The following is a 16,203-nucleotide window of genomic DNA, read 5'->3' as shown; positions in this document are numbered from 1 at the left end:
AACATTTAGGAGAAATCAACATGGCAGCGATTACTGCAGCGATGGTAGGCGAACTGCGCGCGAAGACCGACGCGCCAATGATGGAATGCAAAAAAGCACTGACCGAAGCCGACGGCGACATGGGTCGTGCTGAAGAGATCCTGCGCGTCAAGCTGGGCGGCAAGGCATCGAAGGCATCGGCGCGCATCACCGCCGAAGGCGTGGTGGCAACCTACATCTCCGGCAACGTCGGCGCGATCGTCGAAGTCAACAGCGAAACCGACTTCGTCGCCAAGAACGAAGAATTCCTGGCCATGGTCAACCTGGCCGCCAAGCTGGTCGCCGAGAACAACCCGGCTGACGTCGCTGCCCTGGCAGCACTGCCGCACGACGGCAAGACCTTCGACGACGTGCGTACCGCCCTGATCGGCAAGATCGGCGAGAACATGACCGTGCGTCGCTTCCAGCGTTTCGAAACCACCGGCAAGCTGGCTTCGTACCTGCACGGCACCCGCATCGGCGTCATCGTCGACTTCGAAGGCGCGGACGAGCAAGTCGGCAAGGACCTGGCCATGCACATCGCTGCAATGAAGCCGGTCGCTCTGTCGTCGGAGCAAGTGCCAGCCGAAATGATCGAAAAAGAGCGCTCGGTCGCCGAACTGAAGGCCAAGGAAGACGCTGAAAAAGCCGTCGCCGAAGGCAAGCAGCCACAATCGGAAGAGATCGTCGCCAAGCGTATCGACGGTTCGGTGCAGAAGTACCTGAAAGAAGTGTCGCTGCTGAACCAGGCATTTGTGAAGAACGACAAGCAGTCGATCGAGCAATACCTGAAGGCATCGAACACCACCGTCAAGGCATTCACCATGTACGTGGTGGGCGAGGGCATCGAGAAGAAGGTCGACGACTTCGCAGCCGAAGTTGCAGCCCAGATGGCTGCAAACAAGCAGTAATCAAAAAGAACGGGCCGCAAGGTCCGTTTTTTTAAGGTGGGATCGTTTGTGTGCGGCGGCCATGCTGTATTTCCTGGCTGCACGACGAACTGGGGTTCCCGCCTGCGCGGGAACGACGTTCACGGGGTGCGGGCCGAAGAAGGCTCCGCAGTCCGCACCTTTCGCACGTCGTTCCCGCGCAGGCGGGAATCCAGGTCCAGCGCACACCGTAGCGCCCCGCGCGCAGCGCCCGCCTTACAATGCCATCGCCTCCAAGGCAGATGAGATCGCACCCTAGGGGTGTCGATCGGACCCGAATTCGCAACATCGAAACATCACATTAGGAGCCGCTTCATCATGTCAAAACCAGCCTACCAACGAGTCCTCCTGAAACTGTCTGGCGAAGCGCTGATGGGCGACGACCCGTTCGGCATCAACCGCGCCACCATCGAGCGCATGGTGGCCGACGTGGCGGAAGTGGCGAAGCTGGGCGTGCAGGTGGCGGTCGTGATCGGCGGCGGCAACATCTTCCGCGGCGTCGCCCCGGGCGCCCAGGGCATGGACCGCGCCACCGCCGACTACATGGGTATGCTGGCCACCGTCATGAACGCGCTGGCCCTGGCCGACGCCATGCGCCACGTCGGCATCACCGCCCGCGTCATGTCGGCGATCGGCATCGAGCAGGTGGTCGAGCCTTATGTGCGCCCGAAAGCGCTGCAATACCTGGAAGAAGGCAAGGTCGTCGTGTTCGCCGCCGGCACCGGCAACCCGTTCTTCACCACCGACACCGCGGCCGCCCTGCGCGGCGCCGAGATCTCGGCCGAGATCGTCCTGAAAGCCACCAAGGTCGACGGCGTCTACAGCGCCGACCCCAAGAAGGACCCGCACGCGACCCGCTACGAGAACATCTCGTTCGACGAAGCCATCGCCAAGCACCTGCAGGTGATGGACGCCACCGCCTTCGCGCTGTGCCGCGACCAGAAACTGCCGATCAAGGTGTTCTCCATCGTCAAACCCGGCGCGCTCACCCGCGTGATCATGGGCGAAGACGAGGGTACACTGGTACACGTTTAAAATATTACTGAACAACAAGGAGAGCAGCATGTCCCTGGCTGACGTCAAAAAGAACGCGCAAGAGCGCATGGCCAAGTCCATCGAGACCCTGAAGGCCGACCTGGCGAAGGTCCGCACCGGCCGCGCCCACACCGGCATCCTCGACCACGTGATGGTCGAGTACTACGGCACCCCGACCGCGCTGCCGATGGTCGCCAACCTGACCCTGGTCGACGCCCGCACCATCGGTGTCCAGCCGTTCGAAAAGAAAATGGCCGCGACCATCGAAAAAGCCATCCGCGACGCCGACCTGGGCCTGAACCCGTCGGCCCAGGGCGACATGATCCGCGTGCCGACCCCGCCGCTGACCGAAGAGCGCCGCAAGGAAATGGTCAAGCTGACCAAATCGGAAGGCGAAGACGCGAAAATTGCCGTGCGCAATATCCGTCGCGACGCTAACGAAGCGCTGAAGAAAATGGTCAAGGACAAGACCGCGTCGGAAGACGACGAGCGCCGCGCCTCGGACGAGATCCAGAAGCTGACCGACAAGGCCGTGGCCGACATCGACAAGCTGCTGGCCGAGAAAGAGAAGGAAATCCTGACGGTATAAGGTCCAGCTCAACGGCTTTCTTGCGGACCGGCCCCGGCAGCTTGCCGCGGCCGGTCCGCCTACCTTATGATTGTCCAATTCTAAATTGGCCATTTGCGCACCGCGGATACATCCCGGGCGCAGCCCTGCTGGATACAAGATGTTCAAAAGTTCGACCACCGCCGTTCCCGACACGCTCGCCGTGCCGCGCCACATCGCCATCATCATGGATGGCAATGGCCGCTGGGCCACTAAACGCCTGCTGCCGCGGGTCGCCGGCCACGTCAAGGGCGTGGAAGCCGTGCGCGGCATCGTCGAAGCCTGCGTGCTGCGCGGGGTCGAGTACCTGACCCTGTTCGCCTTCTCGTCCGAGAACTGGCGCCGTCCGGCCGACGAGGTCTCGCTGCTGATGCGCCTGTTCGTGACGGCGCTCGAGCGCGAAGTCTCGAAGATGCACGCCAATAATATTCGCCTGAAAGTCGTGGGCGACCTGAGCCGCTTCGATTCGAAGCTGCAAGAGATGATCGCCAATGCCGAGCGCCGCACCGCCGGCAATACCCGCCTCACCGTCACCGTGTGCGCCAACTATGGCGGCCGCTGGGATATCATGCAGGCAACGGGGAAGATGGTGCAGGCCAACCCCGGCGTCACCGATTTTACGGAGGAAATGCTGGCTCCCCACCTGGCGATGGCATATGCGCCCGAACCCGACCTGTTCATCCGGACCGGCGGCGAGGAGCGCATCTCGAATTTCCTGCTGTGGCAGCTGGCGTATTCCGAACTGCATTTCACAAGCACCTTCTGGCCCGATTTCACGCCCGAGGCGCTGGATGAGGCGATCGCCTCGTTCCAGAAGCGCGAACGGCGCTTCGGCCAGACCAGCGCCCAAGTAGCGAAGAAGACCAACTGATGCTCAAGACCCGGATCATCACCGCGCTCGTCCTGCTGGCAGTCCTGCTGCCGGTTCTGTATTCCAACAACCCCACGGCGTTCGCGGTGGTCGCCTCGATCTTCTTCGGGGCGGCGATCTGGGAGTGTTTCCGCCTGTTCAATCCGGGCGCGAAGAGCGCGGTCGCGATCGCGGCGGCCTGGACCCTGGCCTTCGCCTATGCCTTCTTCATGCGCGAGCAGGGCGACCCGACCTTCTGGTTCGCCATCGGCGCGCTGCTGTGGGCACTGCGTTTCGCGCCCACGCTCAAGCTCGGCCTGCCGCCGCTGGCCAGCACGCCGAATACCTTGCTCAGCCTGCTGTATGCGATTTCTCTGGTGGCGTGCTTCGCCGCCATCGTCATGCTGTTCCAGTATTCGGCCCTGTTCCTGCTGTCGGTGCTGGTCATCGTGTGGTCGGCCGACATCTTCGCCTATGTGTGCGGCAAGACCTTCGGCAAGAACAAACTCGCGCCGTCGATCTCGCCCGGCAAGTCGTGGGAAGGCGCCATCGGCGGCGGCGTCGTGACCCTGCTGCTCGCCTCGCTTACCGTCCTGTTCGGCGGCGAAGCGCTATCGAATACCTTCGCGGTGCGCGTGCAGGCCAGCTTCGGCTGGGCCGGCATGCTGGCCGTCATCGCCCTCATCGTCGTCGCCAGCGTGGTCGGCGACCTGTTCGAATCCCAGCTCAAGCGCCGTGCCGGCATGAAGGACAGCAGCAATCTGCTGCCTGGCCACGGCGGCGTGCTGGACCGGATCGACGCACTCGTGCCGGTCCTGCCGCTGGCGGCCCTGATCGCCACCCGGCTCTAGAAGGAAGTCTCCATGCAAGGCATTACCATCCTGGGCGCCACCGGTTCGATCGGCGCCTCGACCCTCGACGTGGTGGCGCGTCATCCCGACCGCTACCGCGTCTACGCCCTCAGCGCGCATGCGCGCGTGGAAGAACTGGCCGCCGCTTGCCGCCAATTCCGCCCGCAGCGCGCCGTGGTCGGCAGCTCCGAGGCTGCCGCCCGCCTGGCGGCCCTGATCGCCGACCTGCCCACCAGCGTCGAATATGGCGAAGCCGCGCTGTGCGACATCGCCTCCAGCGCCGACACCGACATCGTGATGGCCGCCATCGTCGGCGCCGCCGGCCTCGCGCCGACGCTCGCCGCGGCGCGCGCCGGCAAGAAGATCCTGCTGGCCAACAAGGAAGCGCTGGTGATGTCGGGCCAGCTGTTCATGGACGCCGTGCGCGAGCACAAGGCGACCCTGCTGCCGGTCGACAGCGAACACAATGCGATCTTCCAGGCGCTGCCGTCCTCGTATGGGCGCGTGCCCGGCGCCTGCGGGGTGGCCAAGATCCTCTTGACCGCGTCCGGCGGCCCGTTCCTGAACCGCGCCGTCGAGACCCTCGGCAGCGTGACCCCCGACGAAGCCTGCAAGCACCCGAACTGGGTCATGGGCCGCAAGATCTCGGTCGATTCCGCCACCATGATGAACAAGGGCCTCGAAGTGATCGAGGCCCACTGGCTGTTCGGCGCGCCGGCCGACCAGATCGACGTCGTGATCCATCCGCAAAGCGTGATCCACTCGATGGTGTCCTACGTCGACGGCTCGGTGCTGGCCCAGTTGGGCAACCCCGACATGCGCACCCCGATCGCCAATGCGCTGGCCTACCCGGACCGGATCGATTCGGGCGTGGCCCAGCTCGACCTGACGCAAATGGCGGGGCTGCAGTTCTTCAAGCCCGACTTCGAGCGCTTCCCCTGCCTGGCACTGGCTTTTGATGCGCTGCGCGCGGGCGGCACCGCGCCGGCCCTGCTCAACGCGGCCAACGAGGTGGCGGTGCAGGCCTTCCTCGAGCGCCGCATCGGTTTCCGCGACATCGACCGCGTGATTCGTCACGCGCTCGACGTCGTGCCGCATGGCCCGGCCCCGTCGATCGAGGCGGTGCTGGACCAGGACGCGCGCGCGCGCGGGGCCGCCAACGACGCCGTATCGACCATCGCTTCAGGCTTGCAGCGCTGACCCCCTGGACCCCGCCATGACCATGCTTTACACCGTGCTGGCCTTCGTGCTGGCGCTCGGTCCCCTGATCGTGATCCACGAACTGGGCCACTACCTGGTCGCGCGCGCCTGCGGCGTCAAGGTGCTGCGCTTCTCGGTCGGGATGGGCCGGGTGGTCTGGTCGCGCCGCTTCGGCAAGGACCAGACCGAATGGGCGCTGTCGGCCCTGCCGCTGGGCGGCTACGTCAAGATGCTCGACGCGCGCGACCCCGAGACCGCGCCGACGGACGATGCCGACCTGGCGCGCGAGTTCACGCGCCAGAACGTCTGGAAGCGCATCGCGATCGTGGCCGCCGGCCCGCTGGCCAACTTCCTGCTGGCGATCGGCCTGATGGCCGCGCTGTATATGCATGGCGTGGACGAGCCGGCGGCGCGCCTGCGCGAGGCGCCGGCGGCGTCCGAGGCCGCCAGGGCCGGCGTGCGCGGCGGCGACACGGTGGTCGCGGTGAACGGCAATGCCGTGGCCTCCTGGGCCGAGCTGCGCTGGCAAATCGTGCATGCGGCGGTGGATAAATCGGATGCGCGCCTGGAACTGCGCGGCGTCCACGGCGGCACGTACGGCGCGACGCTGCCGGCGGCGGTGGTCGGCCGCCTCGACGTCGAAACCGACGTGATGGCCGAACTGGGCCTGGATTTGTGGCGCCCGCAACCGCGCATCGACAAGGTGCTGCCGGACGGGGCAGGGCAACGCGCCGGCCTGCAGGCCGGCGACCTGGTGCTGCGCGTGGACGGCCGGAAGGTCGACGACGGCATCGCCTTCATCGAGGCGGTGCGGGCGTCTCCGGCTAAGCCGTTGGCGCTCGAGGTCGAACGCGGCGGCCGTCCGCTGGCACTGTCGCTGGTGCCGGAGGCGGACCCGAATGGCCGCGGCGTGATCAAGGCCATGGTGGCCCAGGCGCCGGAAATGGTGACCGTGACGTCCGGCCCGTTCGAGGCGATCGCGCGCGGGGCCGAGCGCACCTGGGAAACCAGCGTGATGACCCTCAAGATGATCTGGAAGATGATTACCGGGGAAGCGTCGTGGAAGAATGTGACCGGTCCCATTACCATCGCCGACTATGCCGGACAGACTGCAAGAATAGGTCTCGTAAGCTATTTACAGTTCATCGCCTTTATTAGTATCAGCTTAGGAGTAATGAATTTGTTACCAATTCCAGTTCTGGATGGTGGCCATTTACTGTATTATTCGCTGGAAGTTTTGACCGGGCGTCCCCTTCCTGCGCGCGTCGGCGAGTTCGCGCAGCGCGCCGGGGTCGGCCTGCTGTTCATGCTGATGGCGCTCGCCGTCTTCAATGACCTGGTGCGGCTGCTCTAGCGGCCCGCATCCGCTCCCGGAACCTGGCGCGGAAATGCCCGGCACAGAATAATATGCAATCGTTGTCCAAATGACTGACCCTTTGATCCAGCCAATGAAATCACAACCAGATCGTTTTGCCCTGCCGTTCATTCGTCGCAGCTTGATCGGCGCGGCCGTGCTGGCCATGTGCGCCGGACCTGCGCTGGCCGTCAACCCGTTCGTCGTCAAGGATATCCGGGTCGAAGGCATCCAGCGGACGGAAGCAGGCACCGTGTTCAGCTATCTGCCGGTGCGCGTGGGCGAGACCTTCGACGACGCCAAGGCCTCGAGCGCGATCAAGGCGTTGTACGCCACCGGCTTCTTCAAGGACATCCGCCTCGAGGAAGAAAACGGCGTGCTGGTGGTGCTGGTCGAGGAACGTCCGGCGATTTCGTCGGTCGATTTCACCGGCACCAAGGAATTCGAAAAAGACATGCTGGTCAAGGCGCTGTCCGAGATCGGCGTGGCCCAGACCCGCATCTTCGACAAGGCCTCGGTCGACCGCGCAGAGCAGGAGCTCAAGCGCCAGTATCTGTCGCACGGCCTGTACGGCGTGAAGATCACCACCACCGTGACGCCGATCGAACGCAACCGCGTGACGATCATGTTCAACGTCGACGAGGGCGAGGTCGCCAAGATCAAGGGCATCAACATCATCGGCAACAAGGCCTTCAGCGACAAGCAGCTGCGCCAGCTGCTCGAACTGCGCCCTTCGGGCTGGTTCACCTGGTACTCGAAGGCCGACCAGTATTCCAAGCAAAAGCTGACCGGCGACCTGGAAACCATCAAGTCCTGGTACCTGAACCACGGCTACCTGGAAGCCAACGTCGAATCGACCCAGGTCTCGATCACCCCCGACAAGCGCGACATCTACCTGACCCTCAACATCACCGAGGGCGAGCAATACACCGTCTCGAGCGTCAAGCTCGAGGGCGAGATGTTCGGCCGCGAAGAGGAGCTCAAGGAGCTGATCGTGCTCCAGCCGGGCAAGACCTTTGTCGGCGACCTGCAGGAAGCGACCAACAAGCTGATCGCCGACCGCCTCGGCACCTTCGGCTACGCCTTCGCCAACGTGACGGCGAACCCGGAACTCGACCGCGAGAAGCGCGAAGTCGCGTTCACCTTCTTCGTCGATCCGGGCAAGCGCGCCTACGTGCGCCACATGAACATCTCGGGCAACACCGTCACCCGCGACGAAGTGATCCGCCGCGAATTCCGCCAGTTCGAAAGCTCGTGGTACGACGCCAATCGCGTCAAGCTGTCGCGCGACCGCGTCGACCGCCTCGGCTACTTCAAGGACGTGAAGGTCGAGACCCCGGAGTCGCCGGGCACCTCGGACCAGGTGGACGTGAACATCGCGGTCGAAGAAAAACCGACCGGTAACTTCATGATCGGCGGCGCCTTCTCGCAGTCCGAGAAGTTCACCTTCACCGCGTCGATCTCGCAGGCCAACTTCGCCGGCAGCGGCAACACGGTCGGCATCGAACTGAACACCAGCAAGTACAACCGCACGATCGCGTTCTCGCAGACCAATCCGTACTTCACGGACGACGGCATCTCGCGCGCGTTCTCGCTGTACCTGCGCACCTCGCGTCCGCCGGCGCTGAACATCGGTTCGTATACCGTGCGCCAGATGGGCGGCAACCTGACCTTCGGCGTGCCGTTCTCCGAATCCGACACCGTCTACTTCGGCGCCGGCCTGGAACGCACCGAGCTGGAAACCGACCTGACCTCGCCGACGATCTACCAGACCTTCGTGCGCCAGAACGGCGGCCCGGAGAGCGGCATCGGCAAGGCCACCACCAACGCGATCCCGCTGACCGCGGCCTGGGGCCGCGACACCCGCGACAGCGCCGTGACCCCGACCCGCGGCCGCTTCCAGCGCGCCAACTTCGAGATCGACGCCATCGGCGACGCCAAGTACTACAGGATGGTCTACGAGCACCAGTGGTGGAAGCCGCTGACCCGCTGGATGACCCTGGCCCTGCGCGGCGAGTTCGATTACGGCAAGGGCATCGGCGGCAGCGCCTACCCGGTGTTCAAGAACTTCTATGCGGGCGGCATCGGTTCGGTGCGCGGCTACGAGAGCTCGTCGCTGGGCGTGGTCGATCCGCGCTACTACGACGCGATCGGCGGCTCCAAGCGCATCATCGGCAACGCCGAGCTGCAGTTCCCGTTCCCGGGCAGCGGCACCGACCGCAGCCTGCGCTGGTTCACCTTCGTCGACGGCGGCCAGGTGTTCCAGGAAGACGCGAAGATCCGCTACGACGAGTTCCGCTACTCGGCCGGTATCGGCCTGTCCTGGATTTCGCCGGTCGGTCCGCTCAAGTTGAGTTATGCTAAGCCGCTGAATTCGCTGCCGGGCGACCGCCTGGAGCGCTTCCAGTTCCAGATGGGCACCGGCTTCTAAGCGGCCCACGGCGACCCGAAGAACGATTGCGAGAGACTTATGTTGAAAAATCTGATTGACTCGCTGCCTGGTGGACGCAGGTCCACGGTTCGACCCGCGCTTGGCGCCTCGCTGGTGCTGGCCGCGCTGTGCGCCGCGCCGCTGGCGCAGGCGCAGGCGAACAGCCGCATCGGCTTCGTCTACACCGAGCGCCTGATGACCGACTCCAAGATGGCCAAGGCGGCCGACGCCAAGCTGGCCGCCGAGTTCTCGAAGCGCCAGAAGGCGGTCGAGGAGATGGTCGGCAAGTACAAGCAGACGTCCGAGAAGTTCGACGCCGAAGCGGCGGGCCTGAATGAGCTGGACCGCACGCGCCGCGCGCGCGAGCTGTACAACATGCAGAAGGACGTCGAGCGCATGCAGCGCGAGTTCCAGGAAGACCTGCAACAACGCAAGAACGAAGAGCGCGCCGCGATCGCGCAAAAGGCCTACAAGCTGGTCGAGCAGGTCGCGGAACAGGAAAAGCTCGACGCCGTGCTGGTCGAGGCGGCGTGGGTCAGCCCGCGCGTGGACATCACCGACAAGATTCTCAAGCTGCTCGACAAGTAAAGCAGCAACGATTTTGACTCACACTGGAAAGACCGAGATGGGCATTCGACTGGGCGATTTGGTCGAGCGCTTCGGCGGACAGTTGGTGGGCGACGCGGACCTCGAGGTCCAGGCGATCGCCCCCCTGGACAGCGCCGGCGCTTCGCACATCAGCTTCCTCAGCAACAGCAAGCTGCGCGCGCTGGCCGCGCAAAGCCAGGCGGCGGCCTTGATCCTGTCGCCGCTGGACGATCCGACGGTGGCCGCGACCTATGAAGGCGCGCGCATCGTCACCACCAACCCTTACGCCTACTTCGCCCGCGCGGCGCAGTATTTCGTGTCGCTCACCGAGCAGGCCCCGGCGCCCGGCATCCATCCGAGCGCCGTGGTCGACCCCGGCGCCACGGTCGATCCGACCGCCCACGTCGGGCCGCACGTGACGATCGAGGCGGGCGCCGTCATTGGCGCCCACGCCGTGATCGACGCCGGCTGCTTCATCGGGCGCGAGGCCACGATCGGCGAGCACACGCACCTGTTCGCCAACGTGACCTTCCATGCGCGCTGCCGCATCGGCAAGCGCGGCATCCTGCATTCGGGCGCGGTGATCGGCACCGACGGCTTCGGCTTCGCCGTCGAAGCCGGCGCCTACATCAAGATCCCGCAGACCGGCCGCGTGCTGATTGGCGACGACGTCGACATCGGCGCCAACACCACGATCGACCGCGGCGCGCTGGACGACACCGTGATCGAAGACGGCGTCAAGCTCGACAACCAGATCCAGATCGGCCACAACTGCCGCATCGGCGCGCACACCGCGATGGCCGGCTGCGTCGGCGTGGCCGGCAGCGCCAAGATCGGCAGCCGCTGCACCTTCGGCGGCGCCGCCATGGTGCTGGGCCACCTGGAAATCGCCGACAACGTCCATATTTCCTCGGGCAGCATGGTGTCGCGCTCGGTCCTCGAACCGGGCCAGTACACCGGCTTCTACCCCTTGGCCAAGAACGCCGAATGGGAACGCAGCGCGGCGATCGTGCGCAATCTCGATTCGATGCGGGCCAAGATCCGCACGCTCGAGAAAACCATCAGAAACCTGACAGAAGAAAAATGACCACTCCAGAACTCAAGACCCTCGACATCACCCAGATCAAGGAATACCTGCCGCACCGCTATCCGCTGCTGCTGGTCGACCGCGTGCTGGACGTCGAACTGGGCAAGCGCATCGTCGCGATCAAGAACGTCACCGTCAACGAAGAGTTCTTCAACGGCCACTTCCCGCACAAGCCGGTGATGCCGGGCGTGCTGATGATCGAAGCGATGGCGCAGACCGCGGCCATCCTGTCGTTCATGACCATGAACGTCAAGCCGGACGAAAACTCGGTGGTGTATTTCGTCGGCATCGACAACGCCCGCTTCAAGCGTCCGGTCGAGCCGGGCGACCAGCTGCGCATGGAAATCGAGATCCTGCGCGTCGCGCGCGGCATCTGGAAGTACAAGGCGGTGGCGACGGTCGACGGCAAGGTGGCGGTCGAGGGCGAGCTGATGTGCACCATCCGCGGCGCCGCCGAAGCCACCATGAAGGGCCCGGAAGGCGCGGCGCAGTAAGACAGGAGCACCAGATGAGCAAAATCCATTCGACCGCGATCGTCGATCCGAAGGCGGAGCTGGACAGCTCGGTCGAGGTCGGCCCGTATTCGATCATCGGGCCGAATGTGCGCATCGACGCCGGCACCGTGGTCGGCCCGCACGTGGTCATCGAGGGCCACACCACGATCGGCCGGGACAACAAGTTCTTCCAGTTCTGTTCGATCGGCGGCGCGCCGCAGGACAAGAAGTGGAACGGCGAGCCGACCCGCCTCGAAGTGGGCGACCGCAACACGGTGCGTGAATTCGTCACCTTCAACCTGGGCACGGTCCAGGACGAGGGCGTCACGCGCGTCGGCAGCGACAACTGGATCTCGGCCTACGTCCACGTGGCGCACGACTGCCAGGTGGGCAGCAACACGATCTTCTCGAACAATGCGCAGCTCGCGGGCCACGTGCAGGTGGGCGACTGGGCCATCCTGTCGGGCTACGCCGGCGTGCACCAGTTCTGCAAGATCGGCGCGCATGCCTTCATCGGCATGTATACGAGCCTGACCCAGGACGTGCCGCCCTACGTGCTCGTGTCCGGCAATCCGGCCGGCGCGCGCGGCGTGAACCTCGAGGGCCTCAAGCGCCGCGGCTTTACGCGCGAGCAGCTCGACGGCATCCGCAGCGCCTACAAGCTGCTGTACCGCTCGAACCTGACCCTGGAAGAGGCGAAAGCCGCGCTCCAGGCCGAGGAAGAGCGCCTGCCGGCGGCCAGCGCAGACATTCGCCTGCTGCGCGAATTCCTCGGCACCGCCACCCGTGGCATCGTCCGCTAAAGACATGAACAACGACGTTTCGCTGGCGTTGGTGGCCGGCGAGGCGTCCGGCGACATGCTCGCCGCGCGCCTGCTGGCCGGGCTGCGCCCGCTGTTGCCCGATGCGCGCTTCCACGGCATCGGCGGGCCACGCATGATCGAGCAGGGCTTCGTGAGCGATGTCCAGATGGACACGCTCACGGTGCGCGGCCTGTTCGAAGTCATTCCCCGCTACCCCGAACTGAAACGCATCCAGAGCCGGCTGCGCGATCGTTTGATCGCCGAGCGTCCGGCCGCCTTCATCGGCGCCGACTATCCCGGCTTTAACCTCGGACTCGAAGAGCAGCTGCGCGCGGCCGGCATCCCCACCGTCCACTTCATCGGGCCGCAGATCTGGGCCTGGCGCGGCGGGCGGATCAAGAAGATCCAGCGCGCGGTCTCGCACATGCTGGTGATCTTCCCGTTCGAGGAGGCGATCTATCGCGCGGCCGGCGTGCCGGTGACGTACATCGGGCATCCGCTGGCCGAGACCATCCCGCTCGCTCCGGACGTCGGCGCGGCGCGGCGCGCGCTCGGATTGCATGCCGATGCGCGCGTGGTGACGGTGATGCCGGGCAGCCGCATGGGCGAGCTGAAGTACCTGGCCGAGCCGTTCGTTCGCGCCGTCAAGCTGCTGGCCGCGCGCGACCCTGGCTTGAGCTTCGTGGTGCCGATGGTCGGCGAACGCCAGCGCGCCTACTTCGATGAGCTCGTGGTCAAGGCGGGCTTGCAGGACGTCGAGCTGCAGGTGACCGCCGCCGGCTCGCACACGGCGATCGCCGCCGCCGACGCGGTGCTGGTCGCTTCCGGCACCGCGACCCTGGAGGTGGCGCTGTTCAAGAAGCCGATGGTGATCGCGTATAAAGTGATGGCGGCGTCGTACGCGATCATGCGCCACATGGGCTACCAGCCCTGGATCGGCCTGCCGAACATCCTGGCGCGCGAGTTCCTGGTGCCGGAACTGATCCAGCATGCGGCCACGCCCGAGGCAATGGCCGACGCCGTGTGGGCCCAGCTGCAGGATGCGGCCGGGCGCGAGCGGCTGGCCGGCCGCTTCCTGGAGATGCACCACAGCCTGCTGCGCGACAGCGCGCGCACGAGCGCCGAAGCGGTGCTCGGCGTCATTGGACGGGGCCACAAGGCCGCCTGAATCGAAATGAGAAAGAAGAAAGTCAACCTGTATCCCGGGCTGCCGCCCAGGCTCCGGCCGTTCACCGAGCTCGATATCGTGTGCGGCGTCGACGAGGCCGGGCGCGGTCCGCTGGCCGGGCCGGTGTTCGCCGCCGCCGTGATCCTCGATCCGCTGCGGCCGATCGAGGGCCTGCGCGATTCGAAAAAGCTGAGCGAGGCGCGGCGCGACGAGCTCGCGCCCCTGATCCGCGAGCATGCGCTGGCCTGGGCCATCGCCGAATGCTCGTGCGAAGAGATCGACAGCATCAACATCCTGCAGGCGACCATGCTGGCGATGCGGCGCGCGGTGGAAGCGCTGCAGACGGCGCCGACCCTGGCCCTGATCGACGGCAACCGCTGCCCGCAGATGGACGTGCGAGCGCATGCGATCGTGGAGGGCGACGACAAGGTCAACGCCATCTCGGCCGCCTCGATCCTGGCCAAGACCGCGCGCGACGCGGCACTGGTGCGCCTGCACGACCTTTACCCGCAATACGGCTTCGACCAGCACAAGGGTTACGGCACGCCGCTGCACCTGGAGCGCCTGCGCCTGCACGGCCCGTCGCCTGCGCACCGCCGTTCGTTCGCGCCGGTGCGCAACCTGCTGCAGGTCGACCTGTTTGCTGAACTCGGCGGCCACATGATTGAAGCAGAAGCAGTATGAAAACCATCAGCTCGCGCGACAACGCGTTCTACAAAGACCTGAAAAGCCTCGCCACCAGCTCGCAGGCGCGCCGCAAGGCCGGGCAAAGCCTGCTCGACGGCGTGCACCTGTGCCAGAGCTGGCTCGACCTGCGCGGCGCCCCGCGCCACTGCGTGGTGTCGGAGGGCGCGCTCGGCAACCACGAAGTGCAGGCGATCGTCGCGCGCTGCGAGGCGCTGCATGCGCCGGTGACGGCGCTGCCCGACGCGCTGTTCAACGCGGTCAGCCAGGTCGAGCGCGGTGTGCACCTGCTGTTCGTGATCGATTCGCCGCAGCCGTCCGCGGCGCCCGCCCTGGTGGGGCCGAGCGTGGTGCTGGACGGCGTGCAGGATCCGGGCAATGTCGGCTCGATCCTGCGCAGCGCGGCGGCGGCCGGCATCAAGCAGGTCTACTGCAGTCCCGGCACCGCTTTCTGCTGGTCGCCGAAGGTGCTGCGCGCCGCAATGGGCGCGCACTTCGTGCTGGAGATTTTTGAACAGATTGCGCTGGCGCCGCTGGTGCAAGGCGCTAAGGTGCCGGTGCTGGCCACCAGCGGTTATGCGGCCGAGCGCCTGTACGCGATGGACCTGACCCAGCCGGTGGCCTGGGTGCTGGGTCACGAAGGGCAGGGCGTGTCGGATGAATTGCTGAAGCTCGCCACGCACCGGGTCGCGGTGCCGCATGCGGGCCAGGTCGAGTCGCTCAACGTCGCCGCCTGCGCCGCCGTGTGCTTCTTCGAGGGGCTGCGCCAGCAGCACATCTAGCTTGGGTATGGACGGTTTCCCTCGCATCGCGTAGGCTGGCGGCTGGGAAACTGGAGCAACGATGGACATCGCGCATTTGCATTTTTTGGTGGCACAAGCCGACCCGGCCCAGCGCAGGGCGCTGGTGGACTTGCTGGGCCAGCTCGGCGCCAGCCGCGTCACCGACGTGCCGGACGGGCATCTCGCGCTGCAGACCCTGGAGGCCGGCCTGGCGCCGGCGGTCAACGTCGCCATCGTCGATCTCGCGCTGCCGGGCATGGATGGGCTGGAGCTGATTCGCCGCCTGGGCCAGATCCAGGTCCCCGCGCGCCTGGTGGTGACGGGGGCGCAGCCCGCCGACCTGCTGTTCTCGGTCGAGACCCTGGCCGAGGCCTATGGCGTCGAGCTGCTGGGCGTGATCGCCAGGCCGGTCAGCGCCGCCAAGCTCAAGCCGCTGCTCGACAACTACTCCCCGCTGGCGCGGCCACCGCGCAAGCCGGGCGGGCCGCGCTTCACGTTCCAGCAGATCGGCATCGGCCTGCAGAAGCGCCAGTTCGAGCCTTTCTTCCAGCCGAAGATCGAGCTCGCGACCGGCCAGGTAAAAGGCCTGGAAGCCTTCGCGCGCTGGCGCCATCCCGAGCATGGCGTGCTGGGGCCGGCGTCGTTCATGGAAGCGCTGGAAGAGAGCGGCCGCATCGACTTCCTGGACTGGAGCATGATCGAGCTGTCGGTGGAGCGTTGCCGCTGGTTCCAGGAGCAGGGCATCCCGGTCCCGATCTCGCTGAACATCGCCCCCGAAACGCTGGCCCATCCGGCCTTCGTGCGCCAGATCGGCGCCGCGCTGGAGCGCCACAAGGTCCTGCCCGACTACATCACCTTCGAGCTGCCCGAATCGTCGGTATTGAACACGAACCCCGATTTCATCGAACGCCTGGTGCGCCTGCGCATGATGGGCTTCGGCCTCGCCATCGACGACTACGGCACGGGCCGCTCGAACCTGCAGCTCCTGGCCCGCATCCCGTTCACCGAACTGAAAATCGACCGCAGCTTCGTCGACGGCGCCTCGAAACGCCGCCCGCTGGGCACGGTTCTGCGCAGTTGCCTGAACCTGGCCCACAGCCTGGATCGCATGTCGGTCGCGGTCGGCGTCGAAACCCGCCAGGACTGGGATTTCCTCCAAAGCCTCGGCTGCACCTACGCCCAGGGCTACCACATCGCCAACCCCATGGAAGCCACCGCCTTCCCCGCCTGGCTCGCCGACTGGCGCCAATTCTTCTAACCATCAATAGCCCAACAATTAGGGTCAGAGTATAATGCCGCTAAGTTAAAGATCTTTGCGGCAT

At 65.7% G+C, this 16,203-nt stretch carries 16 protein-coding genes; all 16 read left to right on the top strand.

Annotated features, from left to right (window positions below):
• Positions 1-20 precede the first annotated feature (20 nt).
• The 16 genes from tsf to KY496_RS06965 all read left to right on the top strand — a co-directional run bounded on the left by tsf (position 21) and on the right by KY496_RS06965 (position 16,139).
• Positions 21-929: a translation elongation factor Ts gene (gene tsf, locus KY496_RS07040; protein ID WP_005667510.1), complete on the top strand. Its 909-nt coding sequence runs from the start codon at positions 21-23 to the stop codon at positions 927-929.
• Between the two features lie 336 nt (positions 930-1,265).
• Positions 1,266-1,982, top strand: coding sequence for a UMP kinase (gene pyrH, locus KY496_RS07035; RefSeq protein ID WP_005667511.1), 717 nt, complete (start codon positions 1,266-1,268; stop codon positions 1,980-1,982).
• A 28-nt stretch (positions 1,983-2,010) separates the two neighbouring features.
• Positions 2,011-2,571 carry a ribosome recycling factor gene (gene frr, locus KY496_RS07030; protein ID WP_005667513.1) on the top strand — a complete coding sequence of 187 codons (561 nt, stop codon included), beginning with the start codon at positions 2,011-2,013 and terminating at the stop codon, positions 2,569-2,571.
• Between the two features lie 139 nt (positions 2,572-2,710).
• Positions 2,711-3,460, top strand: coding sequence for a polyprenyl diphosphate synthase (uppS, locus tag KY496_RS07025; protein WP_005667514.1), 750 nt, complete (start codon positions 2,711-2,713; stop codon positions 3,458-3,460).
• Positions 3,460-4,290 (top strand): phosphatidate cytidylyltransferase, encoded by an 831-nt coding sequence (locus KY496_RS07020; protein ID WP_005667517.1) that lies wholly within the window; start codon positions 3,460-3,462, stop codon positions 4,288-4,290. Before uppS ends, KY496_RS07020 begins: the two co-directional genes overlap by 1 nt.
• Before the next feature lie 12 nt (positions 4,291-4,302).
• Complete coding sequence (gene ispC, locus KY496_RS07015) at positions 4,303-5,490, top strand: 1-deoxy-D-xylulose-5-phosphate reductoisomerase (protein ID WP_219864334.1); 1,188 nt, start codon at positions 4,303-4,305, stop codon at positions 5,488-5,490.
• Between the two features lie 16 nt (positions 5,491-5,506).
• Entirely contained in the window at positions 5,507-6,844 is a 1,338-nt protein-coding gene (gene rseP / locus KY496_RS07010) for an RIP metalloprotease RseP (protein WP_219864333.1), read from the top strand.
• 94 nt (positions 6,845-6,938) lie between these two features.
• Entirely contained in the window at positions 6,939-9,275 is a 2,337-nt protein-coding gene (gene bamA / locus KY496_RS07005) for an outer membrane protein assembly factor BamA (protein WP_219864332.1), read from the top strand.
• Positions 9,276-9,314: 39 nt separating this feature from the next.
• The gene (locus KY496_RS07000) at positions 9,315-9,863 is read left to right on the top strand and encodes an OmpH family outer membrane protein (protein ID WP_005667522.1); all 549 of its coding nucleotides are present in this window, start codon (positions 9,315-9,317) and stop codon (positions 9,861-9,863) included.
• A 37-nt stretch (positions 9,864-9,900) separates the two neighbouring features.
• Positions 9,901-10,950, top strand: coding sequence for a UDP-3-O-(3-hydroxymyristoyl)glucosamine N-acyltransferase (gene lpxD / locus KY496_RS06995; protein ID WP_219864331.1), 1,050 nt, complete (start codon positions 9,901-9,903; stop codon positions 10,948-10,950).
• Positions 10,947-11,444, top strand: a complete 498-nt coding sequence (gene fabZ / locus KY496_RS06990) for a 3-hydroxyacyl-ACP dehydratase FabZ (RefSeq protein WP_005667524.1) — start codon at positions 10,947-10,949, stop codon at positions 11,442-11,444. The genes lpxD and fabZ overlap by 4 nt, the downstream gene beginning before the upstream one ends.
• Before the next feature lie 14 nt (positions 11,445-11,458).
• Complete coding sequence (lpxA, locus tag KY496_RS06985; RefSeq protein WP_005667526.1) at positions 11,459-12,247, top strand: acyl-ACP--UDP-N-acetylglucosamine O-acyltransferase; 789 nt, start codon at positions 11,459-11,461, stop codon at positions 12,245-12,247.
• A gap of 4 nt (positions 12,248-12,251) precedes the next feature.
• Complete coding sequence (gene lpxB, locus KY496_RS06980; RefSeq protein ID WP_219864330.1) at positions 12,252-13,415, top strand: lipid-A-disaccharide synthase; 1,164 nt, start codon at positions 12,252-12,254, stop codon at positions 13,413-13,415.
• Positions 13,416-13,421: 6 nt separating this feature from the next.
• On the top strand, positions 13,422-14,099 hold the full coding sequence (gene rnhB / locus KY496_RS06975; RefSeq protein ID WP_229520455.1) for a ribonuclease HII: 678 nt from the start codon (positions 13,422-13,424) through the stop codon (positions 14,097-14,099).
• Positions 14,096-14,881 (top strand): RNA methyltransferase, encoded by a 786-nt coding sequence (locus tag KY496_RS06970; RefSeq protein ID WP_219864329.1) that lies wholly within the window; start codon positions 14,096-14,098, stop codon positions 14,879-14,881. Before rnhB ends, KY496_RS06970 begins: the two co-directional genes overlap by 4 nt.
• A 61-nt stretch (positions 14,882-14,942) precedes the next feature.
• Positions 14,943-16,139 (top strand): EAL domain-containing protein, encoded by a 1,197-nt coding sequence (locus KY496_RS06965; RefSeq protein WP_219864328.1) that lies wholly within the window; start codon positions 14,943-14,945, stop codon positions 16,137-16,139.
• Positions 16,140-16,203: the final 64 nt, after the last annotated feature.

Source organism: Massilia sp. NP310 (assembly GCF_019443485.1).
In the GTDB taxonomy this organism is placed as follows: domain Bacteria; phylum Pseudomonadota; class Gammaproteobacteria; order Burkholderiales; family Burkholderiaceae_D; genus Telluria; species Telluria timonae.
Note: the sequence above shows the minus strand (reverse complement) of the source record. Positions and strands in the feature narration are given on the sequence as shown.

What these genes read in the sequence shown, in the direction of transcription:
- ispC (WP_219864334.1), top strand. Translation starts at nt 4,303, where the DNA reads ATGCAAGGCATTACCATCCTGGGCGCCACCGGTTCGATCGGCGCCTCG.
- tsf (WP_005667510.1), top strand. Translation starts at nt 21, where the DNA reads ATGGCAGCGATTACTGCAGCGATGGTAGGCGAACTGCGCGCGAAGACC.
- bamA (WP_219864332.1), top strand. Translation starts at nt 6,939, where the DNA reads ATGAAATCACAACCAGATCGTTTTGCCCTGCCGTTCATTCGTCGCAGC.
- KY496_RS06970 (WP_219864329.1), top strand. Translation starts at nt 14,096, where the DNA reads ATGAAAACCATCAGCTCGCGCGACAACGCGTTCTACAAAGACCTGAAA.
- pyrH (WP_005667511.1), top strand. Translation starts at nt 1,266, where the DNA reads ATGTCAAAACCAGCCTACCAACGAGTCCTCCTGAAACTGTCTGGCGAA.
- KY496_RS06965 (WP_219864328.1), top strand. Translation starts at nt 14,943, where the DNA reads ATGGACATCGCGCATTTGCATTTTTTGGTGGCACAAGCCGACCCGGCC.
- lpxB (WP_219864330.1), top strand. Translation starts at nt 12,252, where the DNA reads ATGAACAACGACGTTTCGCTGGCGTTGGTGGCCGGCGAGGCGTCCGGC.
- KY496_RS07000 (WP_005667522.1), top strand. Translation starts at nt 9,315, where the DNA reads ATGTTGAAAAATCTGATTGACTCGCTGCCTGGTGGACGCAGGTCCACG.
- fabZ (WP_005667524.1), top strand. Translation starts at nt 10,947, where the DNA reads ATGACCACTCCAGAACTCAAGACCCTCGACATCACCCAGATCAAGGAA.
- KY496_RS07020 (WP_005667517.1), top strand. Translation starts at nt 3,460, where the DNA reads ATGCTCAAGACCCGGATCATCACCGCGCTCGTCCTGCTGGCAGTCCTG.
- rseP (WP_219864333.1), top strand. Translation starts at nt 5,507, where the DNA reads ATGACCATGCTTTACACCGTGCTGGCCTTCGTGCTGGCGCTCGGTCCC.
- rnhB (WP_229520455.1), top strand. Translation starts at nt 13,422, where the DNA reads ATGAGAAAGAAGAAAGTCAACCTGTATCCCGGGCTGCCGCCCAGGCTC.
- uppS (WP_005667514.1), top strand. Translation starts at nt 2,711, where the DNA reads ATGTTCAAAAGTTCGACCACCGCCGTTCCCGACACGCTCGCCGTGCCG.
- frr (WP_005667513.1), top strand. Translation starts at nt 2,011, where the DNA reads ATGTCCCTGGCTGACGTCAAAAAGAACGCGCAAGAGCGCATGGCCAAG.
- lpxA (WP_005667526.1), top strand. Translation starts at nt 11,459, where the DNA reads ATGAGCAAAATCCATTCGACCGCGATCGTCGATCCGAAGGCGGAGCTG.
- lpxD (WP_219864331.1), top strand. Translation starts at nt 9,901, where the DNA reads ATGGGCATTCGACTGGGCGATTTGGTCGAGCGCTTCGGCGGACAGTTG.